This is a genomic window from Micromonospora sp. CNZ296 (assembly GCF_007827635.1).
This window is the reverse complement of record NZ_VISW01000009.1, coordinates 198,395-224,281: the sequence shown is the minus strand read 5'-3', so window position 1 is coordinate 224,281 and position 25,887 is coordinate 198,395. Positions and strand designations below refer to the sequence as shown.

General features: G+C 73.2%; 21 protein-coding genes. 10 read left to right on the top strand and 11 right to left on the bottom strand.

Annotated features, from left to right (window positions below):
• Positions 1-46 precede the first annotated feature (46 nt).
• The gene (locus tag FB455_RS17155; RefSeq protein WP_013288535.1) at positions 47-1,729 is read right to left on the bottom strand and encodes an FAD-dependent oxidoreductase; all 1,683 of its coding nucleotides are present in this window, start codon (positions 1,727-1,729) and stop codon (positions 47-49) included.
• A 141-nt stretch (positions 1,730-1,870) separates the two neighbouring features.
• Here FB455_RS17155 and FB455_RS17150 point away from each other — a divergent pair, with 141 nt between their 5' ends.
• Positions 1,871-2,971 (top strand): LCP family protein, encoded by a 1,101-nt coding sequence (locus tag FB455_RS17150; RefSeq protein ID WP_013288536.1) that lies wholly within the window; start codon positions 1,871-1,873, stop codon positions 2,969-2,971.
• 5 nt (positions 2,972-2,976) lie between these two features.
• Here FB455_RS17150 and FB455_RS17145 read toward each other — a convergent pair whose 3' ends face one another.
• The 4 genes from FB455_RS17145 to guaB form a co-directional block, all read right to left on the bottom strand.
• The gene (locus FB455_RS17145; RefSeq protein WP_013288537.1) at positions 2,977-4,434 is read right to left on the bottom strand and encodes a M1 family metallopeptidase; all 1,458 of its coding nucleotides are present in this window, start codon (positions 4,432-4,434) and stop codon (positions 2,977-2,979) included.
• Between the two features lie 89 nt (positions 4,435-4,523).
• Positions 4,524-5,918, bottom strand: coding sequence for a M1 family metallopeptidase (locus FB455_RS17140; protein WP_145754050.1), 1,395 nt, complete (start codon positions 5,916-5,918; stop codon positions 4,524-4,526).
• Positions 5,919-6,012: 94 nt separating this feature from the next.
• A complete protein-coding gene (locus FB455_RS17135; protein WP_013288539.1) occupies positions 6,013-7,131 on the bottom strand; it encodes a GuaB3 family IMP dehydrogenase-related protein in 1,119 nt (372 codons plus the stop codon).
• Between the two features lie 31 nt (positions 7,132-7,162).
• Positions 7,163-8,725, bottom strand: a complete 1,563-nt coding sequence (gene guaB / locus FB455_RS17130; RefSeq protein WP_030269408.1) for an IMP dehydrogenase — start codon at positions 8,723-8,725, stop codon at positions 7,163-7,165.
• Positions 8,726-8,922: 197 nt separating this feature from the next.
• Between guaB and FB455_RS17125 the strand changes: the two genes are divergently transcribed.
• Positions 8,923-9,327, top strand: coding sequence for a DUF5319 domain-containing protein (locus tag FB455_RS17125; protein ID WP_013288541.1), 405 nt, complete (start codon positions 8,923-8,925; stop codon positions 9,325-9,327).
• Positions 9,328-9,339: 12 nt separating this feature from the next.
• Here FB455_RS17125 and FB455_RS17120 read toward each other — a convergent pair whose 3' ends face one another.
• Positions 9,340-10,158, bottom strand: a complete 819-nt coding sequence (locus FB455_RS17120) for a helix-turn-helix transcriptional regulator (protein WP_013288542.1) — start codon at positions 10,156-10,158, stop codon at positions 9,340-9,342.
• A gap of 252 nt (positions 10,159-10,410) precedes the next feature.
• Here FB455_RS17120 and FB455_RS17115 point away from each other — a divergent pair, with 252 nt between their 5' ends.
• Positions 10,411-10,794, top strand: coding sequence for a WhiB family transcriptional regulator (locus FB455_RS17115; protein WP_013288543.1), 384 nt, complete (start codon positions 10,411-10,413; stop codon positions 10,792-10,794).
• A 176-nt stretch (positions 10,795-10,970) separates the two neighbouring features.
• On the opposite strand, the gene FB455_RS17110 is transcribed toward FB455_RS17115, so the two are convergent.
• The 3 genes from FB455_RS17110 to groES all read right to left on the bottom strand — a co-directional run bounded on the left by FB455_RS17110 (position 10,971) and on the right by groES (position 14,769).
• Positions 10,971-12,617: a sulfite oxidase gene (locus FB455_RS17110; protein ID WP_145754047.1), complete on the bottom strand. Its 1,647-nt coding sequence runs from the start codon at positions 12,615-12,617 to the stop codon at positions 10,971-10,973.
• A gap of 123 nt (positions 12,618-12,740) precedes the next feature.
• On the bottom strand, positions 12,741-14,384 hold the full coding sequence (gene groL, locus FB455_RS17105) for a chaperonin GroEL (RefSeq protein WP_013288545.1): 1,644 nt from the start codon (positions 14,382-14,384) through the stop codon (positions 12,741-12,743).
• 70 nt (positions 14,385-14,454) lie between these two features.
• Positions 14,455-14,769 (bottom strand): co-chaperone GroES, encoded by a 315-nt coding sequence (gene groES, locus FB455_RS17100; RefSeq protein WP_018222648.1) that lies wholly within the window; start codon positions 14,767-14,769, stop codon positions 14,455-14,457.
• 254 nt (positions 14,770-15,023) lie between these two features.
• Here groES and FB455_RS17095 point away from each other — a divergent pair, with 254 nt between their 5' ends.
• From FB455_RS17095 to FB455_RS17065, 7 genes are all read left to right on the top strand, one after another.
• The gene (locus tag FB455_RS17095) at positions 15,024-16,256 is read left to right on the top strand and encodes a THUMP-like domain-containing protein (protein ID WP_145754045.1); all 1,233 of its coding nucleotides are present in this window, start codon (positions 15,024-15,026) and stop codon (positions 16,254-16,256) included.
• Between the two features lie 55 nt (positions 16,257-16,311).
• Positions 16,312-16,791 carry a Cys-tRNA(Pro) deacylase gene (gene ybaK, locus FB455_RS17090; protein WP_145754042.1) on the top strand — a complete coding sequence of 160 codons (480 nt, stop codon included), beginning with the start codon at positions 16,312-16,314 and terminating at the stop codon, positions 16,789-16,791.
• Between the two features lie 204 nt (positions 16,792-16,995).
• The gene (locus tag FB455_RS17085) at positions 16,996-18,099 is read left to right on the top strand and encodes a substrate-binding domain-containing protein (protein WP_145754038.1); all 1,104 of its coding nucleotides are present in this window, start codon (positions 16,996-16,998) and stop codon (positions 18,097-18,099) included.
• 103 nt (positions 18,100-18,202) lie between these two features.
• Complete coding sequence (locus FB455_RS17080; RefSeq protein WP_013288549.1) at positions 18,203-19,015, top strand: ATP-binding cassette domain-containing protein; 813 nt, start codon at positions 18,203-18,205, stop codon at positions 19,013-19,015.
• Positions 19,012-20,271: an ABC transporter permease subunit gene (locus tag FB455_RS17075; RefSeq protein WP_145754035.1), complete on the top strand. Its 1,260-nt coding sequence runs from the start codon at positions 19,012-19,014 to the stop codon at positions 20,269-20,271. The genes FB455_RS17080 and FB455_RS17075 overlap by 4 nt, the downstream gene beginning before the upstream one ends.
• A gap of 31 nt (positions 20,272-20,302) precedes the next feature.
• Positions 20,303-21,478: an ROK family protein gene (locus FB455_RS17070; protein ID WP_030269402.1), complete on the top strand. Its 1,176-nt coding sequence runs from the start codon at positions 20,303-20,305 to the stop codon at positions 21,476-21,478.
• 98 nt (positions 21,479-21,576) lie between these two features.
• Positions 21,577-22,314, top strand: a complete 738-nt coding sequence (locus tag FB455_RS17065; protein WP_013288552.1) for a DUF4142 domain-containing protein — start codon at positions 21,577-21,579, stop codon at positions 22,312-22,314.
• A 53-nt stretch (positions 22,315-22,367) separates the two neighbouring features.
• Here FB455_RS17065 and FB455_RS17060 read toward each other — a convergent pair whose 3' ends face one another.
• Together FB455_RS17060 and FB455_RS17055 are read right to left on the bottom strand one after the other, a co-directional pair.
• Positions 22,368-24,137: an ABC transporter ATP-binding protein gene (locus FB455_RS17060; protein ID WP_013473653.1), complete on the bottom strand. Its 1,770-nt coding sequence runs from the start codon at positions 24,135-24,137 to the stop codon at positions 22,368-22,370.
• Complete coding sequence (locus FB455_RS17055) at positions 24,134-25,840, bottom strand: ABC transporter ATP-binding protein (RefSeq protein WP_145754033.1); 1,707 nt, start codon at positions 25,838-25,840, stop codon at positions 24,134-24,136. The genes FB455_RS17060 and FB455_RS17055 overlap by 4 nt, the downstream gene beginning before the upstream one ends.
• Positions 25,841-25,887: the final 47 nt, after the last annotated feature.

The window sequence follows — 25,887 nt, the reverse complement described above, 5'->3', positions numbered from 1 at the left end:
AAGGGGCCCTTCCTCTACCGGAGGCGTTAAGAAGGGGCCCTTCCTTTCACCGCAGGGCGGCGGGGGCGTGCGCGGGGACGGCCGGCCGCCGCGGCGGGACCGGCTCGACCCGGGTGTACGCCGTGCCGAGCGCCGGGCGCGGGTCCGCCTCGCCCTTGTTCGGCCAGTACGACATGGCCCGCTCGGCCTGCGCGGTGATGGTCAGCGACGGGTTGACGCCCAGGTTCGCCGAGACCGCCGCGCCGTCCACCACGTGCAGCCCCGGGTGGCCGTACACCCGGTGCCAGGGGTCGATCACACCCTCGTCCGGGGTGGCGCCGATGACCGCGCCGCCGAGGATGTGCGCCGTCACCGGGATGTTGAACGGCTCGGTGACCGCCCCGCCGGGGGTGCCGCCGATCTCCTCGGCGAGCAGCCGGGCCGCCGTGTTGCCGGCCGGGATCCAGGTCGGGTTGGGCGCGCCGTGGCCGGGGCCGGAGACCAGCCGCCCCTTGCGGTAGCGGGTGGTCAGCGAGTTGTCGACCGACTGCATGACGAGCGCGATCACGGTGCGCTCGGACCAGCGGCGTACCGACAGCATCCGCGCGGCCAGCACGGGCTGCCGGACGATGCTCCCGAGCCAGCGCCGGACCCGGCGGGGGCCGCCGTCGACGAGCAGCGACTGGAGCAGGCCCATCGCGTTGGAGCCCTTGCCGTAGCGGACCGGCTCGATGTGGGTCTGCGCGTCGGGGTGGAACGAGCTGGTGATCGCCACCCCCTCGGTGAAGTCGAGGCCGCGCTTCCGGGCCGCGCCGGGCGCCACCGAGGCGCCGAGGATGGCCTCGGAGTTGGTGCGGGTCAGCTCGCCCAGCCGGGGCGAGAGCGCCGGCAGGGCACCCGTCGACTTCATCTCGTGCAGCAGCCGCTGGGTGCCGAGCGCGCCGGCCGCGAACACCACCTGGTCGGCGTGGATCACCTCGCGCCGCTTGCGCAGCCAGGCGCCGGTGCGCTCGGTGTGCACCGCGTAGCCGCCGGCCGGGTCCGGGCGTACGGCGGTGACCGTGGTCAGCGGGTGCACCTGCACACCGAGGCGCTCGGCCAGCCAGAGGTAGTTCTTCACGAGCGTGTTCTTGGCGCCGTGCCGGCAGCCGGTCATGCACGACCCGCAGTGGCTGCACCCGGTGCGGTCCGGCCCGGCCCCGCCGAAGTAGGGGTCGGCCACCCGCTCGCCGGGGCGCCCGATGTGCACCCCGACCGGCGTCGGGTGGTAGGTGTGCGCCACCCCCATCCGCTCGGCCACCGCGCGGACGGCCTGGTCCGCGCGGGTGTCGATCGGGTACGTGGTGACGCCGAGCATCCGCTTCGCCTGGTCGTAGTGGCGGGCCAGCTCGTCGCGCCAGTCGGTGATGTCCCGCCACTGCGGGTCGGCGTAGAACGCGTCGAGCGGCTCGTAGAGCGTGTTCGCGTAGACGAGTGACCCACCGCCGACCCCGGCGCCGGAGAGCACCAGCACGCCGCCTCCGGCCTTGCGGTCGGCCGAGCGCAGCAGCGTGATCCGCTGGAGCCCGAAGCAGCCGAGCCGGGGCGCCCAGAGGAACCGTCGCGCCCGCCAGGACGTACGCGGGAACTCGTCGTCGGCGAAGCGCCGCCCCGCCTCCAGGACGCCCACCGTGTAGCCCTTCTCGGCCAGCCGGAGCGCGGTGACGCTGCCGCCGAAGCCCGAACCGATGACGAGCACGTCGTAACGCATGAACGCATCATTACCGACCGGTAGCTATGGCGCCAGCAAGTGTTTTTCGCAGATCATGCAGAGCGCTCGATTCGCCGGGATTCCCGCCGCTGCAACCTCCGGCGGCCCCCGGCGCGTCGAACACCACGGGGAGGAACGAACGTGACGAGACGACGCCTGCTGGGCCTGGCCGCACTGGTGGCGGCGCTGCTGGTGGCCACCGGAGCGGTGGTGACCACCCGGCTGGTGGCGAACCGCCCGGCCGCCCCGGCCGCCGGCCCGAGCACCGCGCCGCCGGCCTCACCGACGCCCGCCCCGACCACCGCCAGCCCGGCACCCCCGCCCGGCGCCGACCTGAAGGGCCCGCTCAACCTGCTGCTCGTCGGCGTCGACACCCGGGTCAGCATCCCCGGCTGGGAGCCGCACGCCGACGCGGTGCTGCTGCTGCACGTACCGGCCGGGCTGGACAAGGCGTACCTGTTCTCGCTCCCCCGCGACCTGGTCGTGGACATCCCCGCCTACCCGAAGGCCCGCTACCCGGGCGGCCGGACCAAGCTCACCCACGCGATGAGCTACGGCAGCCGGGTGCCGGGCGACAAGCGCAACCCCAGCACCGCCCAGGGGTACGAGCTGCTGCGCACCACCGTCTCCCGCTACACCGGCCTGCGCATCGACGCCGGGGCGGTGATCACGTTCGGCGGCTTCGACAAGCTGGTGGACACGCTCGGCGGCGTGGACCTCTACGTCGACCAGCGGGTCGAGTCCCGGCACCGCCGCCCGGACGGCACCATGCGGACGCTGACCGGTGGCGGCTACACCGGGCCGCAGATGGTCTACGAGAAGGGCACCCGCCACCTGACCGGCTGGCAGGCGCTCGACTACGCGCGGCAGCGCTACACCGCGGGCGGCGACTACACCCGGCAACGGCACCAGCAGCAACTGCTCCGGGCGCTGGCCCGCAAGATCCTCGACCAGGGCACGGCCCGCGACCCGCAGCGGGTCGAGCAGGTGGTGGCCGCGCTGGGCAGGACCCTGGTGTACGCCGGGGGCGGCCGGAAGCTGATCGACTACGCGTACGTCCTGGGTGGCCTGCCGGCCGACCGGCTCACGCTCGTCGTGCTGCCCGGCGCCGGGGTGAGCAGCGGCGGCGCGTACCGGGGTGAGCAGCTCAAGCCGCTCGGCCGCGACTTCCTCACCGCGCTGCGCGGCGGGCGGGCCGACGCGTTCCTGGCCGCCCACCCGTCGCTGCGCGTCAAGAACTAGAGGCCCTACAGCGGCTTCGGGGCGGGCGGGCGCTCGGTGCCGTACAGCCACGGGTCGAAGACCTTCGCCAACTTCTTGCCGGAGATCCGCTCGGCCAGCGCCACGAAGTCGGCGGTGGTGGCGTTGCCGTTCTTCCGCTCCGCCGCCCAGGTGCGCAGGATGGTGAAGAACGCGGTGTCGCCCACCGCCACCCGCAGCGCGTGCACGGTCATCCCGCCCCGGTCGTAGACCGAACGGCTGAACAGGTTCGCCACGCCCGGCTTGCCCGGCGGCGTACGCCACACCTGACCGCCGGCGTTCGCGTACCTCTGCTCGAACATGCGCTGAACCGTGGTCGAGCCGCTGTGCTCGGCCCACAGCCACTCGGCGTACGTGGCCAGCCCTTCGTTGAGCCAGATGTCCTGCCAGCGCTGGATCGACACGCTGTTGCCGTACCACTGGTGGGCCAGCTCGTGCGCGACCACGCCGGTGTTGTCGCCCTGCCGGAAGAAGCTCGCCGAGTAGACCGGCCGGCTCTGCGTCTCCAGCGCGTACCGGATGCGTTCGTCGGCGATCACCACGCCGCCGTACGAGTCGAACGGGTACGGCCCGAAGACGCTCTCCAGGTAGTCGGCGACCTCGACCGTGCGCGCGACGGACCGGTCCGGCGCCCCCTGGGCGACCTGCGTGGTGACCGCGCTGTAGACCGGCCGTCCCTTGTGCTGCCCGGTGGTGACCCGGAACTTCCCGATCGCCACGGTGGTCAGGTAACTGGCGGCCGGCGCGGTCTCCGACCACTTCCAGGTGGTCCAGGCGCCGCTGGTCGCCTTCCCCTTCGGCACGCCGTTGGAGACCGCCGTCAGTCCCTTCGGGACGGTGATCTCCATGTCGTAGGTGGCCTTGTCCGACGGGTGGTCGTTGACCGGGAACCAGGTGCTCGCCGACTCCGGCTGCCCGAGTGCGATCGCCCCGTCGACGGTGTGCAGCCAGCCGCCCTCGCCCAGCGCCTCGGTACGCAGCGCCTCCGGCCTGCCGTCGTACCGGATCTCGGCGGTGAACCCGTTGCCGGAGGTCAGCCCGATCGCCGGGGTGATCACCAGCTCGTCCTCGGTGCGGCTGTGCCGGGCGGCGGTGCCGTCCACAGTCACCGAGCGGACGGTCAGCCCGGCCAGGTCCAGGTTGAACGCGGACAGGTCGGCGGTCGCGGTGGCCCGCAGCGTGGTGGTGCCGCTGAGCTTGTCCGTCTCCGGGTCGTAGCGCACCTTCACCGTGTAGTGCGCGACGTCGTACCCGCCGTTGCCGTAGCTCGGGAAGTACGCGTCGCCGGCTCCGGCCGCGCCCGGCGCGAAGCTGCGCGAGGTCGCCGGCGCGGGACCGGCCGGGGACGACGGGCCCGGGTCCGGCTCGGCCGAACCGCAGCCGGCCAGCAGCAGCGTGCCGCAGGTCAGCAACCCGATCCGTCGTCGTGCGCCGCGCCGCGTCATCGCCTCGATCCCTCCCGGGGCCCGTTCGGCGGCCCCGCCCACGGGCCGCTCCGACCGCGGCAGCCTACCCAGCGGCGGTCACGCGTGCGTCACGGCAGTCCCGGTGGCGTGCCCCCGACCAGCCAGGCGTCCAGCAGCGCCCGCAGCGGCCGCCCGGACGTTCGTTCGGCGTACCCGATGAAATCAGCAGTGGTGACGTTGCCGTCGCGGTGCTGCGCCAGCCATCCGCGCAGCACCCGGTAGAACGCCTCGTCGCCCACCGCGCGGCGCAGCGCGTGCACCGCGAGCGCGCCCCGCTGGTAGACCGCGTCGCCGAACATCCCGGCCCGGCCCGGGTCGACTGTGGGCCTCGACCAGTCGGTGGCCGCGTAGCGCTCGACGACGGTCTGCGCCACTGTGCGCCCGCCGTCGTGCTCGGCCCAGAGCCATTCGGCGTACGTGGCGAAGCCCTCGTTGAGCCAGATGTCGCTCCACCGGGCCACCGAGACGCTGTCGCCGAACCACTGGTGCGCCAGCTCGTGCGCGACCACCTCGGTGTTCGGCCGGTCCCCGCGGAAGAACGCCGGCCCGTAGACCGGACGGCTCTGCGTCTCCAGCGCGTACCGGATGCGTTCGTCGGCGACCACCACACCGCCGTACGCCTCGAACGGGTACGGGCCGAAGCGCGCGGCCAGGAAGTCGGCGACCTCGCCGGTGCGGGCCACCGACGCGGCGGCCGGCCCGTCCGCGGGCAGCGCCGCGGCGACGGCGGTGACGAGCGGCTTGCCGGCGTGGGTGCCGCTGCTGACCCGGTAGTCGCCGATCACCAGCGTGCTCAGGTAGCTGGCCATCGGCGCGCGTTCCGCCCAGCGCCAGGTGGTCCAGCCGCCGCTCGACGTCCTCCCCTCCGGCACGCCGTTCGACAGCGCGGCGAGGCCGTCCGGCACGGTGACCGCGAGGTCGTAGGTGGCCTTGTCCGACGGGTGGTCGTTGACCGGGTACCAGGTGCTCGCCGACTCCGGCTGACCGAGCGCTATCGCACCGTCCGGTGTGGCGTGGAATCCGCCGTCGCCCAGTTCGGCGTTCGGCAGCGGCTTCGGCACCCCGCCGTACGTGACCTCGACAGTGAACCGCCGCCCGGACGGCAGCCCGCCCGACGGGGTGACGATCAGCTCGGCGCCGTCGTGGCGGTGCTTCACCGCCTCGCCGTCCACCCGCACCCGCTCGACGTCCGGCCCGGCCAGGTCGAGCTGGAACCGGGACAGCGCCCGGGTGGCGGTGACGGTCAGCGTGGCGGTGCCGGTGAGCCGGTCGCTCGCGGGGTCGTACCGCACGTCCAGCGCGTAGTGGCCCACGTCGTAGCCGCCGTTGCCGGCCCCCGGCACGTACGGGTCACCGGCGTCCGCCGCGCCCGGCCGGAACCCGCTCTCGTCGCCGCCGGTGCACCCGCTCAGCGCGAGCGCCGCCGTCACCAGCCCTGCCGCCCAGACCCGCCCCCGTCCCACCCGGCGAGCCTAGACGCGCGACGGCGCGGGCGGGGCCGGAACACGTCCGCGCCGCCGCCCGCGCCGTTCTGTGCTCAGCGGTACTCAGGGGTGCTCAGCGGTCGAGGACCAGCCCGACCTTCTGGAACTCCTTCAGGTCGCGGTAGCCGCACTTGGCCATCGCGCGGCGCAGGCCGCCGAAGAGGTTGAGCTGGCCGTCCGGCTCGTCGGCCGGGCCGAACAGCAGCTTCTCCATCGAGCCGAGCGGCTCACCGGCCACCTCGAACGCCCCACGGGGCAGCGACGGGTGGCTGGCCGCGGAGTGCCACCAGGCGCCCCCGGCCGGCGCCTCCTCGCACAACGACAGTGGCTCGCCGAGCATCACCGCGTCCGCGCCGCAGCCGAGCGCCTTGGCGATGTCGCCGGAGGTCTGCATGTCGCCGTCGGCGATCAGGTGCACGTACCGGCCGCCGGTCTCGTCCAGGTAGTCGCGGCGGGCAGCGGCGGCGTCGGCGATGGCGGTGGCCATCGGCACCCGGATGCCGAGCACCGACTCGGTGGTCGACCAGTCGTCGCCGCCGATGCCCACGATCACACCGGCCGCGCCGGTACGCATCAGGTGCAGCGCGGTCTTGTAGTCGGTGCACCCGCCGACGACGACCGGCAGGTCCAGGTCGGCGATGAACTCCTTGAGGTTGAGCGGCTCGTCGGTGGTGGAGACGTGCTCGGCCGAGACGAGCGTGCCCTGGATGACCAGGATGTCCACGCCGGCGTCGAGGATCACCGGGGCCAGCGCCAGGGTGTGCTGCGGGGAGACCCGTACCGCCACCGTGCCGCCGCCCTCACGCAGCTCGCGGACCCGCTCGGCGATCAGGTCGGGGCGGATCGGCTCGGCGTAGACCTCCTGGAGGCGCTTGGTCGCCCGCGCGTCCTCGCCGAGACCGGCCAGCTCCTCCAGGATCTTGGCCGGGTTCTCGTACCGGGTCCAGAGGCCCTCGACGTTGAGCACGCCGAGGCCGCCGAGCTGGCCGAGCCGGACCGCCGAGGCGGGGCTCATGGTCGCGTCCGAGGGGTGCGCGACGCAGGGGATGCCGAACTGGTACGCGTCGAGCTGCCACGCGGTGGAGACGTCGTCGACGTCCCGGGTGCGGCGGCTCGGCACGATGGCGATGTCGTCCAGGTGGTAGCCGCGCTGCGCGGTCTTGCCCAGCCCGATCTCGACCACGTCACGCATGGGGGACTCCAGGTGGTTTGGGGGTGGTGGTTCAGCGGGAGTGGTAGTTGGGCGCCTCGACGGTCATCTGGATGTCGTGCGGGTGGCTCTCCTTGAGCCCGGCCGCTGTGATCCGGATGAGCTGGCCGCGCCGGTGCAGCTCCGGGATGCTCTCCGCGCCCACGTACCCCATCGCGGCGCGCAGCCCGCCGATGAGCTGGTGGGCGACGGCGGAGAGCGGCCCCCGGTAGGGCACCTGGCCCTCGACGCCCTCCGGGACGAGCTTGTCCTCGGCGAGCACGTCCTGCTGGAAGTAGCGGTCCTTGGAGTAGGACTTGCCCTGGCCCCGCGACTGCATCGCGCCGAGCGAGCCCATCCCCCGGTACGCCTTGTACTGCTTGCCGTTGATGAAGATCAGCTCGCCGGGACTCTCCTCGCAGCCGGCGAGCAGGCTGCCGAGCATCACCGTGTCGGCGCCGGCGACGAGCGCCTTGGCGATGTCGCCCGAGTACTGGATGCCGCCGTCACCGATGACCGGCACACCGGCCGGGCCGGCGGCGCGGGCCGCCTCCATGATCGCGGTGATCTGCGGTACGCCCACACCGGCGACGATCCGGGTGGTGCAGATGGCGCCCGGGCCGACGCCCACCTTCACGCCGTCCGCGCCGGCCTCGACGAGCGCCTTCGCGCCCGCGTACGTGGCGATGTTGCCGCCCACGATGTCGATGGAGACGTCCCGCTTGAGCCGGGCGACCATCTCCAGCACGGCGCGCTGGTGGCCGTGCGCGGTGTCGACGATGACGACGTCCACGCCGGCGTCGACCAGGGCACGGGCGCGCTTGTAGCCGTCCTCGCCGACACCGACCGCGGCGGCGACCCGGAGCCGGCCCGCGTCGTCCTTGGTGGCGTTCGGGTACTGCTCGCTCTTGGTGAAGTCCTTGACCGTGATGAGGCCGCGCAGCTTGCCGCCCGCGTCCACGATCGGCAGCTTCTCGATCTTGTGCTGGCGCAGCAGGCCGAGCGCGTCGTCCTTGCTCACGCCGACCGGGGCGGTGATCAGCGGGGTGCGGGTCATGATCTCGCGCACCGGCGTGGCCGGGTCGGAGACGAACCGCATGTCGCGGTTGGTGACGATGCCGACCAGCTGGCCCTGCCCGTCCACCACCGGCACGCCGGAGATGCGGTAGCGCCCGCAGAGCGCGTCGACCTCGCGCAGCGTGTCGTCCGGGCTGGCCGTCACCGGGTTGGTGATCATGCCGGACTCGGAGCGCTTCACCAGGTCGACCTGGAGCGCCTGGTCCTCGACGGAGAGGTTGCGGTGCAGCACGCCGATGCCGCCCTGGCGGGCCATGGCGATCGCCATCCGCGCCTCGGTGACCGTGTCCATCGCGCTGGACAGCAGCGGCACGGTCAGCTCGATGTTGCGGGTGAGGCGGGTGCGGGTGTTGACGCGGCTGGGCACGACGTCCGACTCGCCCGGCTGGAGCAGGACGTCGTCGAAGGTCAGCCCGAGCGGCACCACCCGGGCCGAACCGGCCGGCAGCTCGGGCAGATGGCCACCCAACTCCCCGCCGTCGGTGCCGGCCGGGATCTCGGTGCTGGGCGAATTCTCCACGATTGCTCCCCTGAGCTGGTCGTACGGGCTGCAGCGAGGCGGCGCGCGGGGGCACCGGCAGGCGCCTGGTGACGGCGCGTCGCCTCATCGTACCCACTTGCCCGTCCGCGCCCGGGAAGCGGCGGGCCCGAGGGTAGGCCGGGCCACAGCACGGGCTGGGGCGGGCTTTCCTGCGGCGCGGGGTCTACGGTGAAGGGGTGCACGACGAGCCCATCGACCCGTTCAACGGCGACCCGGCCGATCCGGCTGCCGGCCTGCACGATCCCGGCGACGACGACGCGCTCGACCCGCTGAGCGAGGTCGAGCGCCAGGACGTCCTGGAGGATCTCGCCGATCTGGAGATCTACCAGGCGTTGCTCCAGCCGATCGGCGTGCGCGGCCTGGTGATCGAGTGCGAGGACTGCCGCGAGCCGCACTACTTCGACTGGGACCTGCTGCGCGGCAACCTGCGCCACCTGCTCAACTCGGGGCGTCCCCGGGTGCACGAGCCGGCCTACGACCCCGACCCGGACCACTACGTGAGCTGGGACTACGCCCGCGGCTACGCCGACGGCGTGCACGACACGCTCACCGAGGGCACCGACGACTCCGCGCAGGAGTGATCCCCGCGCGGGTCAGGCGACCAGGCCAGCCCGGAACCCGGCCGCCACGGCGTGCGCCCGGTCGCGCGCGCCGAGCTTGCGGAACAGCCGCCGGGCGTGCGTCTTGACCGTGTCCTCGGAGACGAACAGCTCCCGCCCGATCTCCGCGTTGCTCTTGCCCTCGGCCATGCCGAGCAGCACCTGAAGCTCCCGCTCGGTCAGCCCGATCGCGCTGCGCGGCGACCGCGCCGGCCGCTGGGCCGCACCGGGCCGGGGCGCCTCCGCGCCGTCGGCCGCCGCCGGGTCGTCCGGGTCCTCACCCCGCTGCACGGGCACCACTGTGGGCAGGCCCGCCGCGTCCACCGGCGCCGTCGCCGGCCAGCCGGGCCCACCCTGGGTACGCCCCGGCGCCGCCGGCCGGGTCGGCCCGCCCACAGCCGCCGCGTCCCGGGCGGTGTCCGCCACCCGGTGCCTGTTGCTCCGCCCGGGGGCGGAGAGCAGCAGCAGCGCCTTGGCGACCGCGCTGGTCAGGTCGTGGTCGGCGTTCTGGATCAGTCCGCGCGCCCCGGCGCTGATGGTGGCCGCCGCCGACTCCGACTCCTCGGCGCCGAGCAGCAGCACCGCCGCCTGCGGGGCACGGGCCAGCACCCGCCGGACGAAGCCGGCGCTGTCCGGACGGGTCAGGGCGGTGTCGGCGAGCACCACGTCCACCGGGCGCTCGGCGAGCCGCAACATCACCTCCGGATCGGAGACGGCCGTCCGGACGACGCCGGACAGCCCGAGCCGCGCCGCCGCGGAGGTCAGATGCTGGGCCGCCAATGGTGTCCGAACGCACACAAGAACACTACGCACAGTGGTCTCCTCTCCGACTCAGAGCAGACCATGCGGAGGTGGGCTCGGGAGGGGGTTCCGGGCAATCATCCGAACTTTTCCGACAGATGGGGCATATGCCGCCGAGTGTCCGAGGTTTTCGATCACAGATGTGTGAGCCGCGGACCGCTCGGGTACCGAGGGGTTCATCCGGAACCGGCATCCCGCGCGGACCGCCGCCCGGTAGCTGGCAACGAACATTCTCCGCGGTGCCGCGCGGGAGGAGGGGTGCTGATGTCGAACGTACGTAGGCTGCCTGGACCGATCGACGAGCTCTGGGACTGGCAGCGGCTCGGAGCCTGCCGTGGCCGCGACAGCGCGCAGTTCTTCCACCCGGACGGCGAGCGCGGCTCCTCCCGGCTGCGCCGCGAGATGGGTGCCAAGTCGGTCTGCCGCGCCTGCCCGGTACGCGCCGAGTGCGCCGCCCACGCGCTCTCCGTACGCGAGCCGTACGGCGTCTGGGGCGGGTTCAGCGAGTCCGAGCGGCTGCGGCTGCTCGCCCTCGGCTGGGAGGACCTGGCCGACCGCCGGCAGACCAAGGTGGACATCGCCCGGCTGGAGGCGCGCCTCGGCCGGCCGCACAACACCGCCGTGCCGGACCAGCGCAAGGTCGCCTGACCGGCTTCACGACCCCCGACGCCGCGCCCCGGACCCCGGGGCGCGGCGTCGTCGTGTCGTCCCGCCCCGCCGCCCCCCGCGTGATCAACACCAGCTCGGCGAAATGGCTATATCGCGGAGCCTCTGATGCCACCACTTCGGGGAACTGGTGTTGATCTTTCGGGGTGGGGCGGTCGTCAGGTGACCGTGACCCGCACTGTGTGCCAGCCGGTCGCGCCGTCCGGGGCGACCGGGGCGCGCTGTTCCGTCTGGGTCTCGCCGGTCGTGTCGGTCGCCCGCACCTGGAGCGTGTGCTCGCCCGGCGTCGCGTCCCACCGCCAGGACCACTGCACCCAGGTGTCCGCCGACACCGCCGGGGCCGGCGTCGCCTCCTGCCAGGGGCCGCCGTCGACGCGTACCTCGACGCGACGGATGCCGCGGTGCTGCGCCCACGCCACACCGGCCACGATCACCGGGCCGGCGGCCGGGCGGCTGCGGGGCCGGGGCGTGTCGATCCGGGACTGCGTCTTGATCGGGCCCTGCGCGGACCAGCCGCGCGGCACCCAGTACGCGTCGAAGTCGGCGAAGCTGGTCAGCTCCAGCTCGGTGAGCCACTTGCAGGCCGACACGTACCCGTAGAGGCCGGGCACCACCATCCGCACCGGGAAGCCGTGCTGGATCGGCAGCGGCTCGCCGTTCATGCCGACCGCGAGCAGCGCGTCCCGCCCGTCGCGCAGCACCGAGGTGGGCGTGCCGCAGGTCCACCCGTCGACCGCGCGGCCCACCACCTGGTCCGCGCCCTCCTCCGGGCCGGCCTCGTCGAGCAGTTCCCTGATCGGTACGCCGAGCCAGCGCGCGTTGCCGATCAGGTCGCCGCCCACCTCGTTGGAGACGCAGGCGAGCGTCACGTACCGCTCGACCATCGGGCGGGCCAGCAGGTCGTCGAAGCTCAGCTCGATCGGGTTGCGCACCCGCCCGTGGATCCGCAGCCGCCAGGTGACCGGGTCCACCTGCGGCACCACCAGCGCCGTGTCGATCCGGTAGAACTCCCGGTTCGGCGTCACGTACGGCGCGAGCCGGGGCAGTGACAGGTCGGCTCCGGCCGGCACCTGCGGGGCGGGCGCGGCCGGGGCGGGCAGCGTCACCGCCTCCCGGGCCGCCGACACGCCGCGCCGCCCGGCCAGCCAGTGCCCGCCCAGCCCGGCCACCGCCGCAGCGCCGGTGAGCAGCCCGGCGCCGCGCAGGAACCGCCGCCGGGACTCCGCGTCATCGTCGTGCCGTACCGGCTCCCAGCCGCCCGGGGTCTTCTCCTCCCCCGCAAGCGCGGCGACCGCCGGAGGCGGCGTCGACGGCGGCCGGTCCGCCGCGTCGGCCCGGTCGCGCCCGGCCTGCTCCCGGCGTGCCGGGCCGGCGCCCAGCGGTCCGGCCACGAACGCCCAGAGCGTCAGCGCGCCGAGTCCGCCGCCGACCAGGGAGGGCAGCGCGTCGAACGCGTTCGCGCCGGCCCGGGTCAGCGCGGCCGCGACACCGAGCACGGCGAACGCGGCGACGCCGGCCAGGCCGACCACCAGCCGCCGGGCCGCCGCCAGGCCGAGCAGCGCCCCGAAGGCGGCCAGCAGCAGCGCCGTCCCGACCAGCAGGGCGATCTTGTCGTACGTGCCGAAGACGTCGATGGCGAACTGCTTGACCGGCTCGGGTACGAGGTCGACGACGAGTCCGCCGACGGCGACGAGCGGCGCGGACCGGGGACCGGTCAGGACCGCCACGGGCTCGGCGGTGCCGAGTGCCACCACGGCGGCGACGACACCGGCCAGTGCCGCGCGGCGGCGGGAGAGGGTGCTCACGGCGTCCAGTCTGGTCGACCCGCCGGCCCGGCTGCCAATGTCGTCAGCGTTCCGTAAGGGCATACGCGTCAGGGCACACCACCGGGTCGGCGGTGTGCCCTGACGTCGGGCCGTGCGGTCGGGTCAGAAGCCCGGGCCGTGCTGGTGGCCGTGACCGTGCGAGTGGCCGTGGCCACCGGCGGCCGGCTCCGGCTCGGCCGGCTTCTCCACCACGAGGCTCTCGGTGGTGAGCAGCAGGCCGGCGATCGAGGCGGCGTTGCTGACCGCGTTGCGGGTCACCTTCACCGGGTCGATGATGCCGGACTTGGCCAGGTCGACGTACTCGCCGGTGGCGGCGTCGAGGCCGTGACCCCAGTCCTGGGCGACGACCTTCTGCACCACCACGTAGCCGTCGTGGCCGGCGTTCTGGGCGATCCAGCGCAGCGGCTCGACGAGCGCCTTGCGCACGATCGAGACGCCGACCTTCTCGTCACCGGTGAAGCCCAGGTCGTCGTCGAGCGCCGGCAGGATCTGGGCCAGGGCGGCACCGCCACCCGGGACCGTGCCCTCCTCGACCGCGGCCTTGGTCGCGGCGATGGCGTCCTCGATGCGGTGCTTGCGCTCCTTCATCTCGACCTCGGTGGCCGCGCCGACCTTGATCACGGCGATGCCGCCGGAGAGCTTCGCCAGCCGCTCGGCCAGCTTCTCCCGGTCCCACTCGGAGTCGGAGGCCTCGATCTCCTTGCGGATCTGCGCGACCCGGTCGGCGACCTCGGAGGCCTGCCCGCCACCGTCGACGACTGTGGTGTTCTCCTTGTCGACCACGACGCGACGGGCGGTGCCGAGCACCTCCAGGCCGACCTGGTCGAGCTTGTAGCCCAGCTCCGGGGCGACCAGCTCGGCGCCGGTCAGGATCGCCATGTCCTGGAGCATCGCCTTGCGGCGGTCGCCGAAGCCGGGGGCCTTGACGGCGCAGACCTTGACGGTCTTGCGCAGCGCGTTGACCACGAGCGTGGACAGGGCCTGGCCCTCGACGTCCTCAGCGACGATGAGCAGCGGCTTGTTGTTCTGGAGAACCTTCTCCAGCAGCGGCAGCAGCTCCTCGATCGCCGAGATCTTCTGGGTGGTGATCAGGATGTACGGGTCCTCCAGGACCGCCTCCTGCGCCTCCAGGTCGGTGACGAAGTTCGGCGAGATGAAGCCCTTGTCGAACTGGAGACCCTCGGTCACCTCCAGCTCGGTGGTGAGCGCGGAGCCCTCCTCGACGGTGATGACGCCGTCGCGGCCGACCTTCTCCATCGCCTCGGCGATCAGGTCGCCGATGGCGGCGTCCTGCGCGGAGACGGTCGCGACGTGCGCGATCGACTCCTTGCCGGCGACCTCGACGGCCTTGCCGAGCAGCGCCTCGGAGACCTTGGCGGCCGCCGCGTCGATGCCCCGCTTCAGGCCGGTCGGGTTGGTGCCGGCGGCCACGTTGCGCAGGCCCTCGCGGACCATGGCCTGGGCCAGCACGGTGGCGGTGGTGGTCCCGTCGCCGGCGACGTCGTTGGTCTTGGTCGCCACCTCCTTGACCAGCTGCGCGCCGAGGTTCTCGTACGGGTTGGTGAGCTCGATCTCCTTGGCGATGGTCACGCCGTCGTTGGTGATCGTGGGCGCACCGAACTTCTTGTCCAGGACGACGTTGCGCCCGCGCGGGCCGAGGGTGACCTTCACCGCGTCCGCGAGGGCGTTGACACCGTGCTCGAGCAGGTGCCGGGCGTCGTCCGAGAAGCTGAGGATCTTCGCCATCAGTATCCCTTCGAAGCGACGTCGCCCCGGCCCGGCGAGCCGGACCGGGGCAACGACACTGATCGGTTGCTTACTTCTCGATGACCGCGAGGACGTCGCGGGCGGAGAGCACCAGGTACTCCTCGCCGGCGTACTTGACCTCGGTGCCGCCGTACTTCGAGTAGAGGACGGTGTCGCCGACCTTCACGTCGATCGGCACGCGGTTGCCCTTGTCGTCGATCCGGCCCGGGCCGACAGCGAGGACGGTGCCCTCCTGCGGCTTCTCCTTGGCGGTGTCGGGGATCACGATGCCCGAGGCGGTGGTGGTCTCGGCCTCGTTCGCCTGGACCACGATGCGGTCCTCGAGCGGCTTGATCGCAACCTTGGTCGCGGTAGTCACGGGCATACCCTCCCGGGTACTTGGTGTCGTTGCCGGCCGGCATGCCGACCAGCGTCAATCTGCCACATGCCACCGGGCGGGGCCGTCGTCGCGGGTGCCGGTCCGCCTGGCGCTCAACCCCCGGGCACGAGGCTCGGGCGTTGGCACCCTCAGGGTGAGAGTGCTAATCGCAGGTTATTCCTCGGCTAGCACTCCGTCAAGGAGAGTGCCAACGCGTCGCCCTCCGTGTCGCGCCGGAACCGGGCCGGGAGAATGAGCGCGTGGATCTCGACCAGCTCGCCGCGCTGCGTACCCCCGAGGGGTCGGCCGCGCTCGCCGCGGCCGAACGGGTGGCCGGCGGCGACCCGCTGGCGGCGGCGGCCGCGCTGCGTTCGGCCGGGATTCCCGGCGGGCTCGCGGCGGCGGCACTCACCCAGGCGGAGCTGCGCCGCCGGGCGGCCGGCAAGTTCGGTGCGGCGGCGGCCGGGATGTTCCTCACCCGGGCCGGGCTGGAGCAGGCCACCCGCCGCGCGGTCGCCGACCGGCGCGCCGCGCGGCTGCGGGCCGCGGGTGTGACCACGCTGGCCGACCTGGGGTGCGGGCTGGGGGCCGACGCGCTCGCCGCGGCCCGCGCCGGCATCCGGGTGTACGCGGTGGAGGCCGACCCGGTGACCGCCGCGATGGCCGCCGCGAACGCCGAGGCGGCCGGGCTGGCCGACCTGGTGACCGTCGAGCGCGGTGACGCCACGGCGTTCGACGCGACAGGGGTCGACGCCGTGTTCTGCGATCCGGCGCGGCGGCGGGCCGGCACCGGGCAGCGTGTGTTCGACCCGAACGCCTACTCGCCGCCGTGGGAATTCGTCACCGGCCTGGCCGCACGCGTGCCGCGCACAGTGGTGAAGGTGGCGCCCGGGCTGGACCACGCGCTGATCCCGGCCGGCGCCGAGGCGGAGTGGGTGAGCGTGGACGGCGACCTGGTCGAGGCCGCGCTCTGGTGCGGCGAGCTGGCCGAGGTCCCGCGCCGCGCCACCCTGCTGCGCGAGAAGGAAGGGCCCCTTCTTAACGCCTCCGGTAGTAAAAGGGGCCCTTCCTATCACCTCACCGGGACCGGTGCGCAGGAGGCGCCGGTGGGACCGGTGCGGCGGTTCCTCTACGACCCGGATCCGGCCGTGGTGCGCGCGCACCTGGTCGCCGAGCTGGCCGCCGACCTCGACGCCACGCTCGCCGACCCGTCGATCGCCTACCTGTACGCCGACGAGGCCCGGCCCACGCCGTTCGCCCGCTGCCTGGAGATCACCGACGTGCTGCCGTTCTCGCTGAAGCGGCTGCGCGCCCTGCTGCGGGAGCGGCGCGTCGGCCGGGTCGAGATCCGCAAGCGCGGCTCGGCGCTGGAGCCGGAGAAGCTGCGCCGCGACCTGCGGCTGTCCGGTGACGAGGCGGCCGGTCTGGCGCTGACCCGGGTGGCCGGCGACCCCACTGTGCTCGTCTGCCGGCCGGTTCCGCCCGGCGGTTGACCCCGGCTCACGTTTCCGGCTCGCGGTGTCGCGGCGCGCGGGTTAGCTTGAGCCCGTGGCGGGCCCTGGCACTCCGGCGATCGCGTTGCTGAGCAAGCGGAAGATCGCCCACAGCACCCACACCTACGACGTCTCGCCGGACGCGCCGAACTACGGCGCGCTCGTGGCGACCGCGCTCGGGGTGGCGCCGGAGCGCGTGTTCAAGTCGCTCGTCACCGAGGTCGACGGCGGGCTGACGGTGGCGGTGGTGCCGGTGACCGGCGAGCTGGACCTGAAGGCGCTCGCCGCCGCGGCCGGCGGCAAGCGGGCCACCATGGCGGACCGGGCGACCGCCGAGCGGGCGACCGGGTACGTCCGCGGCGGCATCAGCCCGCTCGGGCAGCGCAAGCGGCTACCGACTGTCATCGACGCCTCGGCGCTGGCGCATCCGACGGTGTACGTCTCGGCGGGTCGCCGGGGGTTGCAGGTGCAGCTCGCGCCGACGGATCTGGTTGCGCTCACCGGGGCGACGACGGCATCGATCGCCGCCATCTGAGCGGGGTCGTGACGGTACGTGTGGGAGCGTTCCCGGAACGCGCTCTCCCGGTGGTGTCCCGTGGGTGACAACCGCGTTGCTGAATTGTTACCGCCGCCAACAAACTTCTGACCTCGGCAGTCTTGCGGCGCATGGGAAACGGGGAATACGTTGCCGGACACAACAAAACATCACCACTCCCCCACCTCCGAAAGGACCCTGCACATGCGCAAGGGCTTCCTCACCTTCGCGGCCGTCGGTCTTCTCGCGACCGGCAGCATGGCCGCATGCGGTGACAACGGCGGTTCTTCCGACGAGGCCGGCGGCTCCAACGCCAAGAAGCCGAAGATCGGCGTGATCCTGCCGGACAGCAAGTCCTCCGCCCGCTGGGAGGGCGCGGACCGCAAGTACCTCAAGGCGGCGTTCGACGCGGCCGGCGTCGAGTCCGACATCCAGAACGCGCAGAACGACAAGACCGCGTTCCAGACCATCGCCGACCAGATGATCACCAGCGGCGTCAACGTCCTGATGATCGTCAACCTGGACTCCGGCACCGGCAAGGCCGTGCTCGACAAGGCCAAGTCGCAGGGCGTCGCGACCATCGACTACGACCGGCTGACCCTGGGCGGCTCCGCCCAGTACTACGTCAGCTTCGACAACGAGGCGGTCGGCAAGCTCCAGGGCGAGGGCCTGAGCAAGTGCCTGACCGACAAGGGCGTCAAGAACCCGTCGATCGCGTACCTCAACGGCTCGCCGACCGACAACAACGCCACCCTGTTCAAGAACGGGTACGACTCGGTGCTCAAGCCGAAGTTCGACTCGAAGGAGTACACCAAGGTCGCCGACGACTCGGTGCCGGCCTGGGACAACGCGCAGGCCGCCACGATCTTCGAGCAGCAGCTGACCAAGGCCGGCGGCAAGATCGACGGCGTGCTCGCCGCCAACGACGGTCTCGGCAACGCGGCCATCTCGGTGCTGAAGAAGAACAAGCTCAACGGCAAGGTTCCGGTGACCGGTCAGGACGCCACCAAGGAGGGCCTGCAGAACATCCTCGCCGGTGACCAGTGCATGACTGTCTACAAGGCGGTCAAGAAGGAGGCGGACGCCGCCGCCGAGCTGGCCATCGCGCTCGCCAAGGGTGAGCCGAAGGACACCGGCCAGACGGTCAAGGACCCGGAGGGCGGCCGGGACGTGCCGTCGGTGCTGCTGGAGCCCAAGGCCATCTACAAGGACAACGTCAAGGACGTGGTGGCCGACGGATACGTCACCAAGGAAGAGCTCTGCACCGGTGCCTTCGCGAAGCTCTGCACCGACGCCGGCGTGAGCTGACCCACCCGCCTCAGGCGGCGCCGCCCGGCACGGGGTTTCCCGTGCCGGGCGGCGCCCGCGCCGGACGGGATCCGAGACCTCCCTCCGCCCAAAGGAGAACCCCGTGTCCGCAACCCCCCTGCTGGAGCTACGCGGGATCGACAAGAGCTTCGGTCCCGTCCAGGTGCTGCGTGACGTCGCCTTCGCCGCGCACGCCGGCGAGGTGACCGCGCTGGTCGGCGACAACGGCGCCGGCAAGTCGACCCTGGTCAAGTGCATCAGTGGCATCCACCCCACCGATGCCGGCGAGTTCGTCTTCGACGGCCGCCCGGTGACCATCAACAGCCCTCGGGACGCCGCCGCGCTCGGGATCGAGGTCGTCTACCAGGACCTCGCGCTCTGCGACAACCTCGACATCGTGCAGAACATGTTCCTCGGCCGGGAGAAGCGCAGCGGCATCGTGCTCGACGAGCCGACCATGGAGCAGATGGCCGCCGAGACGCTCGCCGGCCTGAGCGTGCGCACCGTGAAGTCGCTGCGCCAGCACGTGGCCAGCCTCTCCGGCGGCCAGCGGCAGACCGTGGCCATCGCCAAGGCCGTGCTCTGGAACAGCCGGCTCGTCATCCTGGACGAGCCGACCGCCGCACTCGGCGTCGCGCAGACCGCCCAGGTGCTGGAGCTGGTCCGCCGGCTGGCCGACAACGGCCTGGCCGTGGTGCTCATCTCGCACAACATGAACGACGTCTTCGCCGTATCCGACCGGATCGCCGCGCTCTACCTCGGCCAGATGGTCGCCCAGGTGAAGACCACCGACATCACCCACTCGCAGGTGGTCGAGCTGATCACCGCCGGCCGCTCCGGCAGCCTCGGCCTCACCGGCGAGCCGGGCGGCAACGGCGCCGCGCCCGCCGACACCACTCCAGGAGCCGTCCGATGACCGCCATCGTCGTGAAGAAGGAAGGCCCGGCCGGCGTCACCCCGACACCGACCGTCGGCAGCCACGTGAACAACTACTGGCGCCGGGTACGCGGCGGCGACATCGGTGCGCTCCCCGCCGTGGTCATGCTCGTGACGCTGGCGGTGGGCTTCTCGATCGCCCGCCCGTCGTTCTTCACCGCCGGCAACCTGGCGAACCTGTTCACCCAGGGCGCGGCGGTCACGCTCATCGCGATGGGTCTGGTCTTCGTCCTGCTGCTCGGCGAGATCGACCTCTCCGCCGGCTTCGCCAGCGGCGTCTGCGCCGCGATCCTGGCCAACGTGGTGACAGTGCTCGGCTACCCCTGGTACGTGGCGGTGCTCTCCGCCGTCGTCACCGGTGTGGTGATCGGCACCGTGCTGGGCCTGCTGGTCGCCAAGGTCGGCATCCCCTCCTTCGTGGTCACGCTCGCCGGGTTCCTGGCCTTTCAGGGCGTGGTGCTGACGCTCATGGACGAGGGCGCCAACATCGCGGTCCGGGACGACGTGCTCGTCGCGATCGCCAACCGCAACCTCTCCCCCGTGCTGGGCTGGTCGCTCGCAGCCGTCGCCGTCGTCGGGTACGCGGCCGTGCAGTTGCTGCGGCACCGCAACCGTGCCGCCCGCGGCCTGCTCACCGACCCGATCGCGGTGGTCGCCGCGCGGATCGCCGGTCTGGCCGTGATCCTCGGCGTGGCGGTCTACGTGCTCAACCTGGAGCGCAGCCGCAACGTGCTCGTCGTCTCGCTCAAGGGCGTGCCGATCGTGGTGCCGATCATCGCGATCCTGCTCGTCGTCTGGACGTTCGTGCTCCAGCGCACCAGCTACGGGCGGCACATCTACGCGGTCGGCGGCAACGCCGAGGCGGCCCGCCGGGCCGGCATCAACGTCGACCGGATCCGCATCTCCGTGTTCATCATCTGCTCCTCGATGGCCGCGATCGGCGGCATCGTGGCCGCCAGCCGGGCCAACTCGGTCGACCCCAACACCGGGGGCAGTAACGTACTGCTCTACGCCGTGGGCGCGGCGGTGATCGGCGGCACCAGCCTCTTCGGCGGCAAGGGCCGGGTCCTCGACGCCGTGCTCGGTGGCGCAGTGGTGGCGGTCATCGACAACGGTATGGGACTGATGGGATACAGCTCGGGCGTCAAGTTCGTGGTCACCGGCGTGGTGCTGCTCGCCGCGGCGACCATCGACGCGCTGTCGCGTCGGCGGGCCGCCGCCACCGGCACGCGCTGACCCGGGGTACGGGAACACCATGGCAGTGGCAATGCGCGCGGGCCCCAGTCAGGACGAGATCCGTCGGCAGAACCTGGGCGCATTGCTCCGCTATGTACACGTCCACGGCGCCACCACGCGGGCCGAGCTGACCACAGCGCTCGGCCTCAACCGCAGCACCATCGGCGCGCTGACCGCGGACCTGGCCGGCGCCGGTCTGGTCAGCGAGGGGACGCCGAAGGAGACCGGCCGGGCCGGACGACCGTCACTCGTCGTCCGGCCCGAGTCGGGTCGGGTCTACGCGTACGCGTACAGCGTCGAGGTGGACCGGCTGCGGGCCGCGCGGGTCGGGCTCGGCGGTGAGGTGCTCGACCGCCGGGAGATGGACCGGCCGCGCAACCTGGTCGCCGGGGAGGCCGCCCCGCTGCTCGCCGGCGCGGTCAAGGAGATGCACCAGTCGGTGCCGCCGGACGCGATCTGCGTCGGCGCCGGGGTGGCCGTGTGCGGCATGGTCCGCCGGGAGGACGGACTGGTCCGGCTCAGCCCCACCACCGGCTGGGTGGACGAGCCGATCGGTGCGGCGCTCGCCGTCGAGCTGGGGATAGACGTACCGATCACGGTGGGCAACGTGGCCGACGTGGCCGCGTACGCCGAGCACGCCCGGGGCGCGGCGGTCGGCTGCGACAACGTCATCTACATCTACGGCGACGTCGGTGTGGGCGCGGGCATCATCGCCGGGGGCCGGAGGCTGCGGGGCCACGGCGGCTACGGCGGCGAGGTCGGCCACATGGTGGTGGTCCGCGACGGGGTGCGCTGCGACTGCGGCCGGCGCGGCTGCTGGGAGACCGAGATCGGCGAGCACGGGCTGCTGCGCGCCGCCGGCCGGTCCGAGGCGCGCGGCCGGGACGCCCTGCTCGCGGTCTTCGACGCCGCCGACCGCGGCGACGCCCGCGCCCAGACCGCGGTACGGCAGGCCGGCGACTGGCTCGGTTTCGGCGTCGCGAACCTGGTGAACATCTTCAACCCGGAGATGGTCATCTTCGGCGGCACCATGCGTGACCTCTACCTGGCCTCCGCGGCGCAGGTACGCAGCCGGCTCAACTCCAACGGGCTGCCCGCGTGCCTGGAGCACGTACGGCTGCGTACCCCGAAGCTCGGTGGCGACGCGGCGCTGATCGGCGCCGCCGAGCTGGCGTTCGAACGACTCCTCGCCGACCCGCTGAACTGATCGGCCCGCCGATCCGTACCAGTGTGCGGACGGGCGGCCGGCTTGCGCGGCCGTCCACGACCCCGCGTACCGGTCCGGACCGAGGAGGCACCGCAACCATGGCATCGCTGGAATCCGCACGCCGCAAGCTGGCGCACCGGGTGGTACTGCTGCTCGCCGCGCTGGGCGCGGGGATCGGCGTCATTCCCGGGACGGCACAGGCCGCACCCAACCCCGGCGTGCAGATGAACGCCGCCGACATGACGCTGCTCAACGGCGTACGGCTGGCCGGGCTGTGGGAGATGCCGGCCGGGCAGATGGCGGCCGAGAAGGGCCAGTCCGCCCGGGTACGCGAGGTCGGCGCGGAGATCGCCAAGCAGCACGCGGAGCTGGACCTGCTGGTGGTCGAGGCCGCGAACAAGCTGGGCGCCACCCTGCCGACGGATCCGACGGCCGAGCAGAAGGGGTGGCTGACCGAGATGCAGAACGCCACCGGCGCCCGGTTCGACCAGATCTTCGTCACCCGGCTGCGGGTCGCCCACGGCAAGATCTTCCCGGTGATCGGCGCGGTCCGGGCCAGCACCCGCGACCCGATCGTGCGCAAGCTGGCCGAGGACGCCAACACGTTCGTCAACGACCACATGACCATGCTGGAGAGCACCGGGCTGGTGCGCTGGCAGCAGTTGCCGCCGGCCGCGCTGCCGCCCGCGCAGAGCGACTCGCTCGTCGCCGCCGCCCAGGCCAACGTGGGCAGCGGCGGTGGACTGCAGGTGGGCACCGGTGTGGTGTGGGCGGTGTTCCTGATCGCGCTCGGCACCGGCGGGTACGCGACCTGGCGGCTGACCCGCCGCACGTGACCCCCGGCCGTCGAGCGGGCCCTGGCACGTGTGCCGGGGCCCGTCGCGCGTTCTCAGCCGTGCCAGGAGCGCCACAGCGCGGCGTACGAGCCACCGGCCGCGACCAGCTCGTCGTGTGATCCCAGCTCGGTGATCCGCCCGTCGGCGACCACCGCCACGCGGTCCGCGTCGTGCGCGGAGAAGAGCCGGTGCGCGATGGCGACGACGGTACGGCCGTGCAGCACCGCCGCCAGCGACCGTTCCAGTGCCCGGGCCGCCCGCGGGTCGATCAGCGAGGTGGCCTCGTCCAGCACCAGCGTGTGCGGGTCGGCGAGCACCAGCCGGGCCAGCGCGAGCTGCTGCGCCTGCGCGGGGGTGAGCGGGTGGCCACCCGCCCCGACCGCCGTGTCGAGCCCGTCCGGCAGGGCCAGCGCCCAGTCCAGCGCGTCGACCGCGGCCAGCGCCGCGCGCACCCGAGCCGGGTCGGCGTCCGGCCGGACCATCGCCACGTTGTCGGCGAGCGTCCCGATGAACACGTGGTGCTCCTGACTGACGAGCGCGACATGGGTACGCAGCTCGGCCAGGGGCATTCCGGCGAGCGGCCGGCCGTCCACTGTCACAGTGCCGGCGCTCGGCGCGTGCACGCCCGCCAGCAGCCGGCCCAGCGTCGACTTGCCCGCCCCGGACGGGCCGACCATCGCGAGCCGCTCCCCCGGCCGGGGTTCCAGCGTCACGCCGTGCAGCACGTCGTGACCCGGGCGGTACGCGTACCGGACGTCGTGCGCGGCGAGCCGGCCCGCGCCGCCCGCACTGCCCGCAGCGGCGGCGCGCTCGTCCGGCGTGGCGAATGCCTTGGCGCGCTCGTCCGGCTCGGCGGCCACCCCGAGCAGCCGGGCCAGCGAGGCGCCGCCGACCTGGAACTCGTCCAGCCAGCCGAGCAGCCGCTCGATCGGGTCGGTGAGCTGCTGGGCGTAGAGCGTGGCGGCGGTGACCTGGCCGAGGCTGGCCCAGCCCTTCAGGTGGAACCAGCCGCCGATGAGCAGGGTCGCCACCATCGGCACCAGGTAGCCGAACTCGGCCACCGGCCAGAACACTGTCCGCAGATAGAGCGTGTAGCGCTCGGCCGCGTACGACCGGCTGATGTCCGCGTCGCCGCGGGCCCGGCGACGGGCCGCCTGCCGCAGCGCCTCGGTGGTCCGCGCCCCCTCGACCGTCTCGCTGATCCCGTCGGTGATGTCCGAGTAGGCGGCGTTCTCCCGCAGGTAGCCCTGCGGCGCGCGGCGCAGGTACCAGCGGGTGCCGGCCCACAGCACCGGCACCGCCAGCAGGCTGGGCAGCGCCAGCAGCGGGCCGGTCAGCACCAGCGCGCCCAGGATCAGCAGCACGGTCAGCGCGGCGATGAGCGTCTCCGGCCCGGCGAACCGGACCGTGCGGGACAGCGCGGCGACGTCCCGCGAGGTGCGGGTGAGCAGATCGCCGGTGCCGGCCCGCTCCACAGTGGCGAGCGGCAGCGCGAGCACCCGGTCGACGAACTCCTCCCGCAGCTCCGCGAGCACCCGCTCACCGAGCCGGGCCGAGGCCAGGTGCGCGAAGCGGACCAGCACCGCCTGCACCACCACGAACGCGGCGATGGCCGCCACGACCCGGTCCACAGTCGTCGCGGCGATGCCCTGGGAGATCCCCTCCACCAGGTCACCGAGCAGGCGCGGGGCGACGAGCCCGGCGCCGGCGGCGAGCGCGTGCAGGCCGAGCGCGACGGCCAGGCCACGCGGGTGACGGCGGATCAGCTCGCGCACGTACCGGCGGACCTGGGCGATGTCGGCGACGGGCAGCGCGTTGCTCATCGGTCCTCCTCCCGGCTCACCGTGGCGGCGTAGCGCGGCTCGCCGGCGAGCAGTTCCTCGTGCCGGCCCTCGGCGACGACCTTGCCGTCCTCGACGAAGACCACGTGGTCGGCGTGACCGAGCACCAGCGGGCTCGTGGTGCAGACGAGCGTGGTGCGGCCGCGGCGGGCCGGGCCGAGCCGTTCGGCGATGCGCGCCTCGGTGTGCGCGTCCACCGCGCTGGTCGGCTCGACCAGGATCAACGTCTCCGGGTCGGCGACGAGCGCGCGGGCCAGCCGCAGCCGTTGCCGCTGCCCGCCGGAGAACTCCCGGCCGCGTTCGGCGACCTCGCCGTCCAGGCCGCCGGGCAGCGCCTCGACGATGTCGGTGGCACTCGCCGCGGCCAGCGCCGCCGCCACAGCGCCGGGCTCGGCCCGGTCGTGCGGGTCAAGCTCCGTGCGCAGCACGCCGCTGAACAGCTGCGCGTCGTTGTCGGCCACCAGGATCCGCTCCCGCACCGTCGCCAGCGCCACGTCCCGCAGCGGTACGCCGTGCAGCGTGACGTCCCCGTCGGCGTACCGGCCGAGCCGGTCGGCGATCTCGGTGGCGTCCTGCGGGGTGGCGGCGGCCAGCGCGGTCAGCCGGCCCGGTCGCAGCACCAGTCCGGAACGTACGTCCGCCAGCTCGCCCGGCCCGGCCGGCACCGGCACCGGGGTGGCCGGGTCGGTGAACTCCGGCGCGAGCCGCAGCAACCGGACGACCCGGCGGGCCGCGACGTGTCCCCGGGTCAGCTTGTCGGCCGCCTCGGTGAGGTTGCGCAGTGGGCTGACCAGGAACGCGGTGTAGCCGTAGAACGAGACCAGCTCGCCGGCGCTGATCTCGCCGCGCAGCGCGAACCGGGCGCCCAGCCAGGTCACCAGCACCACGAAGACGCCGGGCAGCAGGATCTGCGCCGCCTGCAACAGCGACTCGACCCGGGCCACCCGCAGCCCGTCCGCGCGCAACGCCTGCGAGCGTTGCCGGTAGCGCTCGGACAGCGCCGGCTCGCCGCCGACTCCGCGCAGCACGCGCAGGCCCGAGACGATGTCCGCGGCCCGGGCGGTGAGCCGGCCGGTCGAGTCCCGGTACGCGGCCTGCTGCCGGTGCAGCGGGCGGATCAGCAACGCCACGAGCGCCATCAGCAGCGGCACCCCGAGCACCACCACGAGGCCGAGCGGCTGGGAGGCGCTGAGCAGGATCACCGCCACGGTGACGATGCCGACCACCGAGCCGGCGCCCCGGGCGGTGATGTCGATGGCGCTGCCGATGTGCTCGATGTCGGCGGTGCCGATACTCACCACCTCGCCCGCCGCGACCCGCCGGGGCAGCGCCGCGCCGAGGCGGTTCGTGGCGTCCACCGTGACCTGCACGGTGCGGTAGGCGGCGCCGAGCCAGTTGTGCACCGCGCAGCGGTGGCGCAGGATCCCGGCGACGGCCTGCACCAGACCCAGCCCGAGCAGGGCCAGACTCCAGCGCACCAGCGCGTCCGGGTCGCGTTGGGCCAGGCCGGCTTCCACGGCGCGGCCGAGCACGGCCGGCACCAGCGCCTGGGCCAGCATCCAGATCACGCCGAGCGCGAGCCCGGCGCCGAAGATGACGGGATGTCGCCCGGCGAGCCACACGAGATATCGGGTGGCCGACCGCGCGTCGGGGGTGCCGGGATCGCCGGCCGGTGAGAAGCGCATGGCGCACCGACGCTAGGTGCCGGGGCGACCCGCGCGCCAACCAATTC